The 12758-nt window shown below is 53.6% G+C and carries 9 protein-coding genes; 4 read left to right on the plus strand and 5 right to left on the minus strand.

What is annotated here, in order from left to right; genetic code table 11:
- Positions 1 to 23: 23 nt before the first annotated feature.
- Entirely contained in the window at positions 24 to 3566 is a 3543-nt protein-coding gene (gene mfd / locus CKL79_RS10605; RefSeq protein ID WP_121969559.1) for a transcription-repair coupling factor, read from the minus strand.
- Positions 3567 to 3673: 107 nt separating this feature from the next.
- Positions 3674 to 5260, minus strand: coding sequence for a glucose-6-phosphate isomerase (locus CKL79_RS10610; RefSeq protein WP_121969560.1), 1587 nt, complete (start codon positions 5258 to 5260; stop codon positions 3674 to 3676).
- 243 nt (positions 5261 to 5503) lie between these two features.
- On the opposite strand from CKL79_RS10610, the gene ccsB reads away from it, so the two are divergent.
- Positions 5504 to 6514 (plus strand): c-type cytochrome biogenesis protein CcsB, encoded by a 1011-nt coding sequence (gene ccsB / locus CKL79_RS10615; RefSeq protein ID WP_121969614.1) that lies wholly within the window; start codon positions 5504 to 5506, stop codon positions 6512 to 6514.
- Positions 6515 to 6534: 20 nt separating this feature from the next.
- Here ccsB and CKL79_RS10620 read toward each other — a convergent pair whose 3' ends face one another.
- Positions 6535 to 7194, minus strand: a complete 660-nt coding sequence (locus CKL79_RS10620) for an SDR family oxidoreductase (RefSeq protein WP_121969561.1) — start codon at positions 7192 to 7194, stop codon at positions 6535 to 6537.
- A gap of 375 nt (positions 7195 to 7569) precedes the next feature.
- Here CKL79_RS10620 and CKL79_RS10625 point away from each other — a divergent pair, with 375 nt between their 5' ends.
- The gene (locus tag CKL79_RS10625) at positions 7570 to 8277 is read left to right on the plus strand and encodes a DUF1997 domain-containing protein (RefSeq protein WP_121969562.1); all 708 of its coding nucleotides are present in this window, start codon (positions 7570 to 7572) and stop codon (positions 8275 to 8277) included.
- 62 nt (positions 8278 to 8339) lie between these two features.
- Here CKL79_RS10625 and pip read toward each other — a convergent pair whose 3' ends face one another.
- Positions 8340 to 9287, minus strand: coding sequence for a prolyl aminopeptidase (gene pip / locus CKL79_RS10630; protein ID WP_121969563.1), 948 nt, complete (start codon positions 9285 to 9287; stop codon positions 8340 to 8342).
- A 445-nt stretch (positions 9288 to 9732) separates the two neighbouring features.
- On the opposite strand from pip, the gene glgX reads away from it, so the two are divergent.
- Both glgX and CKL79_RS10640 read left to right on the plus strand, forming a co-directional pair.
- On the plus strand, positions 9733 to 11916 hold the full coding sequence (gene glgX, locus CKL79_RS10635; RefSeq protein ID WP_121969564.1) for a glycogen debranching protein GlgX: 2184 nt from the start codon (positions 9733 to 9735) through the stop codon (positions 11914 to 11916).
- A gap of 71 nt (positions 11917 to 11987) precedes the next feature.
- Entirely contained in the window at positions 11988 to 12350 is a 363-nt protein-coding gene (locus CKL79_RS10640) for an MGMT family protein (protein WP_121969565.1), read from the plus strand.
- Between the two features lie 77 nt (positions 12351 to 12427).
- Here the strand turns inward: CKL79_RS10640 and CKL79_RS10645 are convergent, their stop codons facing one another.
- Entirely contained in the window at positions 12428 to 12694 is a 267-nt protein-coding gene (locus CKL79_RS10645; protein WP_121969566.1) for a DUF1816 domain-containing protein, read from the minus strand.
- Positions 12695 to 12758: the final 64 nt, after the last annotated feature.

Consider the following 12758-nt stretch of genomic DNA (forward strand, 5'->3'; position numbering starts at 1 on the left):
TTCTTAAATTAGAGGACACCGCATCAGAGAACACTGCCTGAGAGCGCTGGCTCTTTTAGGGCACTTTGCATCTGTCCGAGCCAGTCGATCAGATTTTCGACCTGTTTGTCTGGCTTAAGCACGCCTAATCCTCGGACGGTGACTTTGCCAGGGGCGTAGACGAAGCGCGATCGCAAATGATCAGGCAGCTTCTCTTGCAGCAGAGTCCAGGCCGGTTTTTCCATGGGCGTTTCCATGATGACGTGCTGTGCGCCTTCTGGTTTGATCCGGGAAAAGCCCAGTGGCTTGGCAATTTGCTTGAGTTCTAGCACCTTAACGAGCTGCCCGACCGCCGGGGGCAAAGAGCCGTAGCGGTCGTTGAGATCGGCGACGACTTCCATCAGCGATCGCTTCGTTTCAGCGGCAACCAGGTCGCGATAGGTACTCATTTTTTGGTCGAGATCAACGATATATTCAGCCGGGATGAAGGCGGTCACTTTGAGGTCTACCTGCGTTTCATCCACTTGAGGAATCTCCTGCCCGCGAATTTCGGCAATTGATTCTTCCAGCATGTCCATATAGAGATCAAAGCCAATGGTTTCCATTTGGCCAGACTGCTGCGCGCCGAGCAGATTGCCAATACCGCGAATCTCCATATCTCGCATCGCTAGCTGATAGCCCGATCCCAGCTGGGTAAATTCTTGGATGGCCCGCAGTCGTTTGCGGGCTTTGTCCGAAAGCTGGTTTTGCTTGGGGAAAAGCAGCCAGGCATGGGCCTGAATGCCCGACCTGCCAACTCGCCCGCGCAGCTGATAGAGCTGCGAAAGACCAAAGCGGTGAGCATCTTCAATAATGATGGTGTTGACTCTAGGAATATCCAACCCCGATTCAATAATGGTAGTGCAGACCATCAGGTCGGCGTTGCCGCTGCTAAACGTCAGCATGGTAGCTTCGAGTTCGCCTTCGGGCATTTGGCCATGGGCGATCGCCAGCCTGATCCCCGGCACCGCTTCCCGAATGCGCCCGGCTACTTCTTCAATGCCGTCAACCCGAGGCACCACGTAAAAAATTTGCCCGCCCCGGTCTAGCTCCTGGCGGATGGCTGCTCGCACTTTTTCAGGGTCATAGGGCGAGAGGTGAGTTTTGATTGGGCGGCGAGACGGCGGCGGTGTCGTGATCAGGCTCATCTCGCGAACGCCAGAAAGAGCCATGTATAAGGTTCGAGGAATGGGCGTGGCGCTGAGCGTGAGCACGTCTACCTGCGCTTTCATTGCTTTGATTTTTTCTTTTTGGTTGACGCCAAAGCGCTGCTCTTCATCTACCACGAGCAGCCCCAAGTCTTTGAACTTAACGGTTTTACCTAAGAGCTGATGCGTACCTACGACGACATCGAGTTCGCCGGAGATCAGCCGCAGCAAAATGTCTTTGCGTTCGCTGGCGCTGCGAAAGCGGTTGAGCAGTCCGATCTGAATTGGGTAGGGGGCAAAGCGTTCTTTAAGCGTGTGATAGTGCTGCTGAGTCAGGATGGTGGTGGGCGCGAGCAGTGCGACCTGCTTTCCGGCGATGACTGCTTTAAAAATGGCGCGCAGGGCCACTTCAGTTTTGCCAAAGCCGACATCGCCGCAGACCAGGCGATCCATTGGGCGATCGCTCTCCATATCTCGCTTCACGTCCTGCGTGGCCTTGAGCTGATCCGGCGTCGGGTTATAGGGAAAAGAGTCTTCTAGTTCCTGTTGCCAGGGCATATCTTCTGGATAGGTAAAGCCCTGCATCTGGGCGCGCTTGGCGTAGAGCTTGAGCAGATCGACCGCCACTTTTTGAATGGCTTTGCGAGCTTTGCCTTTGGTCTTCTCCCAGGTTTTGCCCGTCATTTTGTTGAGCTGAGGCCGCTGGTCTACCGCCGTGCGATAGCGAGAGAGCGCCGCCATCTGATCGACCGCCACCCTTAGCAAACCGTCGGCGTATTGAATCACCAAATATTCGCGGGTCTCGTTATCGACCGTCAGGCTGTCGAGCCGGAGAAACTGCCCGATGCCGTGATTGCGATGAACGACGTAGTCTTTGGGCCGTAGCTTATTAGGATCGACCTGCTTAGAGGCGGCGCGGCGGCGTTTGCGAACGTAGCTGGGTGTGGCTAACGTGTGCTGACCAAAAAATTCGCGGTCTGTAACCACGACGATGCGGAAGGTCGGTAGGATGAAGCCTTCGAGTTCGGCCAGGCCCGAATATTTCACCGCTACCGGAACCCGCTGATTCTGAAGCTTGTCAATCGCAGGATAGTCTTTGGGGTTGGGAATGAACTGGGCGGGGCAGTCGTGCTCTTGCAGCAGAGCAACCGAGCGGGAGGGCTGGGCAGAGATTAGCCAGGGGGAAAATTTGCGATCGCGCTCTGCCCGCAGCAAATTAGCCAGCTTGCCAAACTGATGAGGAATCGTCGGGATCGGTCGGCTCGCCAGGTTGAGGCCAACGCCCTCTTCGGCAATTTCTGAGAGTTCCACCCGCTGAAACAGGCTGAGTTCTTCGAGGGCGGCGGCAAACGGCCTATGAATTTTGGGCAGTCCGGCAGCAGGCAGCTTGATATCGTCACTCGCTCTGAGCGCAGCTTGGGTTTCTGCCCAGCGATCTTCGACGGTTTCTAGCCAGCGGTCGGCGTGAGCCTGGCACTGCTCGGGCTCATCGAGGGCAATTAGCGTATTTTCGGGCAGATAGTCAAGCAGCGAAGCAGGCTGGTCAAAGGCTAGGCCCATAAACCGCCGGATGCCTTCTACTTGGGCGTTGGTATCAAAGCTTTCTTGATCTTCGACAGGCAGCAGATCTTCTAATAGTCCTTTCTTTGCCAGGATTTCTGAAATAATCGGGCTGTAGTCAGTGGTCGTGAGCAGTAGGGTGTCGATGCGGTCGAGCGATCGCTGATTGGCCGGATCAAATTCTCTCAGGCGCTCTAGCTCATCGCCAAATAGCTCCAGTCTGACCGGCAGCTCTGCCGCCACCGGAAAAACGTCCACAATGTCGCCGCGTTGACTCCATTGCCCCTCGGTTTCCACCGTAGCTACCTTCTCATAGCCCAGCTTAGCCAGGCTCAGGGCCAACTCCTTTAGATTCAGATCCATGCCCTGATTAATTTCCAGGCAGTAGGGGCGAAAGATCTCTACCGGCGGCAGGTGCGGCTGCAGCGCCCGTTCAGTGGCGACAATGGCCATCGCCCCCAAATGCTTAGATCCCGGCGGCAAATGGTCAGCCTGAGCCTTGCCGTTAATCAGGTCAGATAAAACCTGAAGCTGTCCCCAAATCAGCTCTGACTCGGGATTAAAGGCATCGTATGGGGAGGATTCGGAAGTGGGGTAAAACGCCACCGTCGCCCAGCCCATTGCCTCTAGCTGAGCGGCCCAGCGACCGGCTTCTTCTAGCGTGGCAGCGATCGCCAGCAAAGGCCGCTGCTGAGACTGTGCTAAAGCGGAGGCGACCAGTCCCTTCGGCAATCTCGGTACGCCGCTGAGCTGCAAAACCTGCTGCTGCGCTAGCTTGGTGACCAGTTCTTTGCCCAGGGCTGTGCGTGCGATCGCACGAGTAATCGAAGAAAACGCCATGAAAGTTTTTTAAAGCGCGAAACGGCCCAAAACAATAGGCATCCATTGTAAAGTCATCCCCTCTAAAAGGCATCGCCCTTTTTGAATGGGCAATCCGCACTTCCCGCCTAGCGAGCCGAAACCTTCAACGACGCTGGTTGACTGGGATCGCCCTGAATCTTGACCATGCGACCGTTAGCGTCAAGATGACGCACAATTTTGTAGATATTTTCAGCTTTGCCTGAATCGCCAATCTTGTCGGCAATTTCAGCTAGAGACAGGGGCGCTTCGGCGCTGCTCAGTAAGTCTTTGACCTGATTTTGCAGGTCGAGCACGTCAGCCGCCGCTTTTTTGCCGGCTTCTACCCCCGGCTGATGGTAGGCGTTGATATTGACCAAAAAGGCATAGAGACCGACAGCTCGCTCATAGAGGGCAATTAGCGCACCTACCATGCGAGGGGTCACCTCAGGAACGGTGATCGTAATGGAGTCCCGGTGATTTTCATAAAGCGCCCGGCGGGTGCCTTGCAGCAGTCCAGAAAGATAGTCGCCTGAGGTTACATCAGGCTCTACCTCGACTGAAGTCCCCTCACGGTCTTGCAGCACCTCGATCAGCGTGGCAAAGAAGTTGGGCACGCCCTCTCTCAGCTGCTGAACGTAAGCGTGCTGGTCAGTAGAGCCTTTATTGCCATAGACAGCAATGCCCTGATAAACCGTATTGCCCTCCAGATCAGTTTCCTTGCCGAGTGACTCCATCACCAGCTGCTGCAAGTAGCGACTAAAGAGTAAAAGACTGTCTTTGTAAGGCAAAACAACCATGTCTTTTTCGCCTTTGCCTTTACCCGCAAAGTACCAAGAAAGGGCTAAGAGCGCCGCCGGATTTGTCTGCAGGTCAGCCATGCGGGTGGCGTCATCCATTTCTTTAGCGCCGTCTAGCATGGCCTGGATATCGATGCCCTGTAGTGCGGCGGGCAGCAGGCCCACTGCCGATAGCTCAGAAGTGCGTCCCCCGACCCAGTCATGCATTGGGAAGCTTGCCAGCCAGCCTTCTGAAGACGCGATTTTATCTAGCTTGCTGCCTTCACCCGTGACGGCCACTGCCTGCTTCGCAAAATCGAGCCCAGCTTTTTCAAAGGCTGCTTTACTCTCAACCATGCCGTTACGGGTTTCGGGGGTGCCGCCAGATTTAGAGATGATCAGGACGAGAGTGCTTTTGAGGCGATCGCCAATCTCAGCAAAAGTGTGATCGATCCCCACCGGATCGGTGTTGTCAATAAAGTGAATGTCAATGTCTGGTTGAGCATCGGTTAGCGCTTTAGAGACAAACTGAGGCCCAAGCGCTGAGCCGCCAATGCCCACCGAGAGAATGTCGGTAAAGCGGCTTTCTCCCGGTGGTGTAATTTCTCCAGTCCGTACTTTTTGGGCAAATTCTTTGACGGCACTGAGCGTTTCGGTGATGTCTTTTTTGAGCGCTTCAGAAGGAGCCAGATCAGGGTTGCGCAGCCAGTAGTGGCCGACCATACGGTTTTCGTCAGGGTTGGCGATCGCCCCCCCTTCCAATTCCGCCATCGCCTCAAACGCATGCTCAAACCGGGGGGTGAGCTGTTCGACAAACGCCTCGTCAAAGCTCATCCGACTGACATCGACATAGATGCCCAGTCCCTCGTGGTAGTAGAGCCAGTCTTGATAGCGCTGCCAGAGTGCCGCCTCGTCCATGATGATTCTCTCAGTGATGGGTTTCTGTGAATTTGTATATCTGTACTTATGTATATCTGTACTTATAGGTGCAATCCGACTTAGCAGCCGTTGTCTAAGCTACGGCCACTGATCGGTCAGGGGGAAATTAACATTCATTCAGTTCTATCACCCTTCGCATCTCCTATCGGTAAGATATAGAAAGGGATCAGTGCCTGAGATTAAGAAAGACTGAAATAATTGCCGCTTATGGATATCGCCAATCTGAATCTTGCAAATCTAGAAAGCTGGTTAGATAACACTGCTTTTGCCGTTCTGTTTGTCACTATGCTGGCCTACTGGGGCGGTCTGACATTCTCAGAAGTCAAGCTGCTGCCGGTAATTGGCGGAGCTGGCATGGCAATTGGCAACCTCTGTCTAGCGGCTTTGCTCACCGCCCGTTGGATAGAAGGCGGCTACTTTCCGCTCAGTAATCTGTACGAGTCTCTATTTTTTATTGCCTGGGGCATTACCGCGATGCACTTTGTCGCTGAGCGTATGAGCGGCAGCCGCTGGGTGGGAGCGGTGACTTCTCCGGTGGCCATGGGCATCACTGCCTTCGCCGCCCTGACCTTGCCCGCCACGATGCAGGTTTCTGAGCCGCTAGTGCCCGCGCTCAAATCTAACTGGCTGATGATGCATGTAAGTGTGATGCTGCTCAGCTATTCGGCGCTGATGGTGGGGGCGCTGATTGCGATCGCCTTCCTGATCATCACCCGAGGGCAGTCTGTCGAACTAAAAGGTAGCTCTATTGGAACAGGCGGCTTTCGGGATAGAAAGTACGCCTTAAAGCGAGCCGATTCTGTTTTGGTAGAGAAAGGGCTATCTACCGAGCCGTTGAGCCTCTCTAGTGGCGGTACCGCCGTGCTCGAAAGAACTCAGCCTGCTGTGACGACCGCCCTCTCTCCCCAGCGGTTGACCCTGGCCGACACGTTAGACAATATTAGCTATCGCATGATTGGCTTAGGTTTTCCACTATTGACTATCGGCATCATTGCAGGCGCGGTTTGGGCCAACGAAGCCTGGGGATCTTACTGGAGTTGGGATCCTAAAGAAACCTGGGCACTGATTACCTGGCTAGTGTTCGCCGCCTATCTGCATGCTCGTATTACCAAAGGATGGCAGGGGAGAAGACCCGCTATCTTAGCCGCCTCAGGATTTGTCGTGGTCTGGATTTGCTATCTGGGCGTCAATCTTTTGGGTAAAGGGCTTCACAGCTACGGCTGGTTCTTCTAGGCAGAAAATCGACCCATTCTCTAGCCGACGTTGGCAAATAGGGTGGCCAGCGGCTGTGAGGCTGCGCTCTCGCTTGTGACAATTTCTACCACTTTATTTTTGGCGGCGGGCTGACTTAAAGCCTCCACGCAGACCTGCGCTACCTTCTGCCGGGGAATGTTCCCTTCAAACAGCGTATCTGCTGACGACATGACAATGGCCTGGTCATTATCTTCCTCTCTCAGGCCGCCCGGACGGACAATGGTGTAAGGAATGCCGCTGTTCTTCAGGTAGTCTTCGGCCTGCTGTTTCCAATAGAGCACGCCCCAAAACAGATTGAGCGGGTGAAAGATCTTAGAGACACACAGCGAAGAAACCATGACAAACTGATCGATATCAGCAATCTTGGCCGCATCAATCAGGTTCTTAGTGCCTTCGTAGTCAACTTTATAAGGCCCAGTCGGATCCAGGCTAGGCGCAGCACCTGTCGCGCTGATCAAAAACTGAACATCCGTCAACGCACCGCCGAGGCTACCCGGCTCTAGCACGTCGCCCACAACAGTCTCTATATCCGCCGGTAGCTCGGCAGCGGCCTTAGCCGGATCCCGAACTAGCGCCCTGACTGTAATGCCCTGTTCAATTAGCTGCCTGACAATTTTTTGACCCGTCTTACCGGTTGCTCCTGCGACCAATGCTCTCATGTGCTATTTATCCTTTGCTGCAAAGCTGAGGGCAGTATAGAGGGTTCCTTGTCGTGATGAGCCCCTTCTCTGTGCGTATCCTTTAAGTATGTCCGCCAGGCATCTGTTTGGGCATATCCGTAAATCAGCGAATGTCGCGATCGCTCGGCAATAGATATTGTGAGTCTGAGGTATATTTTGTGCCTGTCAAGTCTGCTTTGTACGGACAAAATTAAAGCTTCTGTATGCCATAACGTTTCTATCACTAGGCTTTATTCCTAGCTAGAAAGACTGGCGATCTAGCTCAAGCGTGAACAGACAGGTTGAGCGTGGCCTGAGCTACAGTTTGTTGACCCGTCCCAAAAATAGACTGAAACCATCTTCTGACTTGCCCTTATGCAAATTCCTTCTAGCCCATCTTCCTCCCCGCTAGGCTCCCAATTTCTTAAGGCGGGTGCTAGTCTGATTGAAGGTCAAAAAACTTCACACGCAGAATTTTCTTCGAAAGAGACATTGCACTTTCAAGGCAACTATATCGGCCACATGGAGATGTATGCGGATGCGGCGAGCGTTGCCAAGTATCTAGATGCTCACCAGGAGTGGTTTCATCGCTGCGCTAAGCCAATGACCGTAGAGTCTATTGGAAACAATGGCTATGGTCTAACGGTGGGCAAGTTTAAGAGTTTGAACCACGAGGTAGAGCCCAAGATCGGTTTGCACCTGCTGCCTCAAGATGAAGGCGTCTATCGCATCGAGACCATTCCTGTCCCTGGCTACGATCCGGTCGGCTACGATGTCGACTTTCGCGCTTCGATGTCGCTGTGCGAAAGCGCTGCAGAAGACCTTGAGGATTTACCGCCGGATCTACAGATCGATAAGACCACTCATATCGAATGGGAGCTAAACCTCTCTACCTGGGTAGAACTGCCGCGATTTGTTCAGGTCCTGCCCGATAACCTGGTCAAAGCCTCAGGTGATAAGCTGCTCAACCAAATTGTTCGCCAGGTCTCTAAACGACTGACCAGAAAGGTGCAGCAAGAATTTCACGCGGCCCTGAGCTTGCCGGTTCCCTGTGAGAATAAGCGTCGCTTCTGGCAGCGCTAGGGTCACCGCTTTAGAAACACAGCTTTATAAGCACAGCTTTAGAAAGGCAGCTTTCAGCAAAGCTAGAGGTCTGCGAATCGATCAGTAGCGGCTAGAAGGGCACTGGTGATTTCGGGCTCGGTAGCTGAGTGACCTGCTGCAGCGACTATTGTTAATTCAGCTTCGGGCCAAGCGCGGTGCAGTTCCCAGGCTGAGGCCATCGGACAAACCACGTCATATCGCCCTTGCACGATGACGGCTGGAATTTGACGGATGCGGTCTATGTTTTTGAGCAGCTGATCTGCTTCTGTGAAAAAGCCGCCGTTAACAAAGTAGTGACATTCAATCCGAGCGAAGGCTTCGGCAAAGCGATCTCTGCCAAAGCGCTCAATCAGGTCAGTATCGGGGATTAATTTGCTGGTGCTCGCTTCCCAAATCGACCAGGCGCTGGCGGCGCTCTGACGAATCTGAGCATCGTCACTGGTCAGACGCTTGTAGTAAGCCGCGACCAGGTCATCGCGTTCAGCCGGGGGAATAGGGGCCAAATAGCCTTCCCACGCATCCGGAAAGATGTAGCTTGCGCCAGACTGGTAGAACCAGCGAATTTCCTTGGCACGCAGCATGAAAATGCCTCGCAGGATCAGCGCGTAGCAGCGATCTGGATGGGTTTGGGCGTAGGCCAAAGCCAGGGTGCTGCCCCAGCTGCCACCAAAGACGGTCCATTGGGGAATAGAGAGATGCGATCGCAGCCGTTCAATATCGGCAACCAGATCCCATGTTGTGTTTTCAGTCAGCTCTGCGTGGGGTGTGCTGCGCCCGCAGCCCCGCTGGTCAAACAAAATAATGCGCCACCGGGCCGGGTCAAAAAACTGGCGATAGAGAGAAATGATGCCGCCACCGGGGCCGCCGTGTAAGAAGACAACGGGCTTACCGGCTGGGTTGCCCGCTTCTTCGTAGTACAGCGTATGCAGGGTTGAAACCGATAGCGTACCTTGGCGATAGGGTTGAATGGGGGGATATAGCTGGGGCATGGTAAGAGACGATGACTGCTGCCATTGTGACAGGAGATCTGACCCTTTAGCCTCTCTTTAGCCTGTAGATAGGCTGCTGCCGAGCTTTTCGGATCTGACGAAATATATTTAGGGTACGATCACCCTATTCGAGCCGTTGCTCGGATTGCGCTTTTCGCAGACGTTGCTGGCGAGACCGCTTTAAGATCACCCTCCACTTGCCTGTTTTAGGGTCGCGCAGTGAGATAAAAGGGTTCGGTTTGAGCGGACGACGGCTGGCTTTGGGCATATCATGCACCCGGGAATACATTCTATTAGGGTACTCGGTATAGATTGACACCAGTGTGACGGCGGCGGTTAGCGGCTAGTGATAGGCATCACCATAGTCAATTGCGCTGAGGCTGGCTTTCAGCTCACTACAAATTTTGGTACGGTTGCACTAAGGATACGAACGGTTTTGGGGTCTATGACAGTAGAAGTTTGGCCAGGGCGATCGCACCCACTTGGCGCAACCTGGGAGCGAGAGGGGACTAATTTTGCGCTGTTTTCTGAAAACGCGACTGGGGTCATCCTATGTCTGTTTGATTCCACTGGCGGCGAGACCCAGGTGCGTTTACCCCAGGTAACCAACTACGTCTGGCATGGGTTTTTACCCGGCATCGGGCCAGGTCAGCACTATGGCTTCCGGGTAGAAGGGCCTTATCAGCCGGAGGCAGGTCATCGGTTTAACGCGAACAAGCTGCTGATCGATCCGTACGCTAAAGCGATTACGGGTGATATTCGCTTCGGGCCGGAGCTATTCAGCTTTCCGATGGATCACTTTGGCGATCGCGAACGGGATCTAGCCTTTTCGACTGCCGATAGCGCGGCCTCAATGCCTAAGTCAGTGGTCATTGATCCTAGCTTTGACTGGCAAGATGACGTTCATCCCGATATCCCCTGGGATCAAACCATCATCTATGAGGTTCACGTTCGCGGCTTTACTCAGCAGCAGCCGAAGATTCCGGTAGAACTGCGGGGTACATACGCAGGGATGGCGCATCCGGAGGCGATCGCCCATCTCAAAAAACTGGGGATTACGGCTGTAGAGCTGCTGCCGGTTCATCACTATGACGTTCATCCAGGGCATTTGGTGACCACCGGGCTGCACAACTATTGGGGGTACGATTCTCTAGGTTATTTTTCGCCCCATGCTGGCTATAGCTCAGATGGCTGCCACGGTCAGCAGGTGCGCGAGTTCAAAGAAATGGTGAAAGCGCTGCATCAGGCAGGCATTGAAGTCATTCTAGATGTGGTCTATAACCACACTGGCGAAGGCAATCACCTTGGCCCGACATTTTCCCTTAGAGGGACAGACAATGCCGCCTACTACCGCCTGGTCGAAACCGCGCCCCGCTATTATATGGACTTCACAGGCTGCGGCAATTCGCTCAATGTGCGTCACCCTCAGGTGCTCAAGCTGATTATGGATAGTCTGCGCTATTGGGTGCAGGAGATGCACGTAGACGGCTTCCGGTTTGACCTGGCTTCGGCGCTGGCCCGCGAGCTGTACGAAGTGGACCGGCTTTCGGCCTTTTTCGACATCATCCATCAAGATCCGGTGCTATCGACGACCAAACTCATCGCTGAACCTTGGGATCTCGGTGAGGGCGGCTATCAGGTCGGCAATTTCCCGCTGCTATGGTCTGAGTGGAATGGTAAATATCGAGATACTATTCGCGACTTTTGGCGAGGTGAGCACTATAGCTTGGGAGACTTTGCGTCTCGCTTCACCGGCAGCTCTGACCTCTACCAAAATGACGGTCGTCTGCCCCATGCCAGTATCAACTTCATTACCGCTCACGATGGCTTTACCATCAACGACTTGGTGAGCTACAACGAAAAGCACAACGAAGCCAACGGCGAGGGCAACCGCGATGGCGAGAGCTACAACCGCTCCTGGAACTGTGGCGCAGAAGGGCAGAGTGACGATCCCCAGATTTTGGCGCTGAGGGCCCAGCAGCGTCGCAATTTGCTGACTACTCTGATGCTCTCTCAAGGGGTACCTATGCTCTTAGGCGGCGATGAGATGGGCCGCACAACTCAGGGCAATAACAACACCTATTGTCAGGATAGTGAGCTGTCCTGGTTTCAGTGGAACCTTCAGCCCGACGACCAGGCGCTACTGACCTTTACTCGCCAGCTCATTGCTTTTCGCCGGGCTCACCCCGTCTTTAGCCGCCATCACTGGTTTTTTGGCCGTGAAATTCACGGGTCTGGCGTGGTCGATATTGGCTGGTTTCATATCGACGGGAGTGCCATTGACAATGACGAATGGCATAATAACGCTACCAAAGCCATCAGCATTTTTGTCAATGGGGCGGAGATCCCCAATGTAGACAGCCGGGGGCAGCGCATTTTTGACGATAGCTTCTTACTGTTTTTCAATCCTTCGGCTGAGCCATTGCCGTTTAGTGTGCCTACTTCGATTGAGAACCAGCAGTGGCAGACTTTGATAGATACTAAAGAGCCCAGTGGTTTTGTTGAAAAGGGAAAGATTTACTGCCGGGAGCATACGGTGACGGTAGCGGCGCGATCGCTGATGGTGCTAAGCTGCGCCCACTGCTTCAGCATGGCTGCTATCAACGATCCCACTTATCACGCTGAGTAAAAGCAGTCCGACTAAGCGCCGTTCAGCCGCGCCACACGATCACGCTTCATAATCAGCGCCCTACAAGAACAATGTCTTGCTATCCCAATATCTATCAAGTGGTCAAACAGATTCCTTATGGGAAAGTGGCTACCTATGGTCAGGTAGCCGACTTAGCAGGGCTGATGGGTAAGCCCAGAGTAGTTGGCTATGCCCTTTACCAGGTAACCGCCGACAGCGACATTCCCTGGCATAGAGTCATCAACGCCAAAGGAGAAGTTTCCCGCTCTTCACTAAGAGACGGTACTGACGATCTACAACAGCTATTGCTAGAAGCAGAAGGGATCGCGTTTAAGAAAGGAAAAGTAGACCTGAAGCAGTACAGATGGCAACCCGATTTCGCGCAAATCGACCAACTGATTGAGGGTCACGTAACTAAGTCAGCTCAAAACTGATAGCTGAAGACCGCAACTACCTGATCAAGAAGCCGCTTGTCTGCCGGTCTGTACAATCTGGAACTTAGCCTGGTCTCTTAGACGGGCATCATCACTGAAGACTGCATCGCTGTCTCTAGTTCGATAGTCAGCTCGTCGGGTTCTGAGCTGTGCTGCAGGCTAGTTTGAATTTGCTGCGCCCCTTCCTGCTGCAGGTCTTCAATATAGCCAGGCTGGGCTTGAATCGCTTCTGTCTCGCTATCAAATGGTCCGAAATAATAAATGCAATGGGGTTCTGCCGTAGTGATTTTGACCCACCAAGGCGTAGAGAACAGACCGAACAAGTTACCAAAAAAGTTTTTCATCACAGTAATAGGGGATGTCTTTACAGATGGACGGATGCGGCTAGCCAAACGAATATGACCTGCG

The sequence above is a fragment of the Leptolyngbya sp. BC1307 genome (genome assembly GCF_002286735.1).
GTDB lineage: Bacteria > Cyanobacteriota > Cyanobacteriia > Phormidesmidales > Phormidesmidaceae > Phormidesmis.

Bases quoted from the DNA above. Each gene is read 5' to 3' on its own strand.
- mfd (WP_121969559.1), bottom strand. From the start codon at position 3,566: ATGGCGTTTTCTTCGATTACTCGTGCGATCGCACGCACAGCCCTGGGC.
- CKL79_RS10610 (WP_121969560.1), bottom strand. From the start codon at position 5,260: ATGGACGAGGCGGCACTCTGGCAGCGCTATCAAGACTGGCTCTACTAC.
- CKL79_RS10620 (WP_121969561.1), bottom strand. From the start codon at position 7,194: ATGAGAGCATTGGTCGCAGGAGCAACCGGTAAGACGGGTCAAAAAATT.
- CKL79_RS10625 (WP_121969562.1), top strand. From the start codon at position 7,570: ATGCAAATTCCTTCTAGCCCATCTTCCTCCCCGCTAGGCTCCCAATTT.
- pip (WP_121969563.1), bottom strand. From the start codon at position 9,287: ATGCCCCAGCTATATCCCCCCATTCAACCCTATCGCCAAGGTACGCTA.
- glgX (WP_121969564.1), top strand. From the start codon at position 9,733: ATGACAGTAGAAGTTTGGCCAGGGCGATCGCACCCACTTGGCGCAACC.
- CKL79_RS10640 (WP_121969565.1), top strand. From the start codon at position 11,988: ATGTCTTGCTATCCCAATATCTATCAAGTGGTCAAACAGATTCCTTAT.
- CKL79_RS10645 (WP_121969566.1), bottom strand. From the start codon at position 12,694: ATGAAAAACTTTTTTGGTAACTTGTTCGGTCTGTTCTCTACGCCTTGG.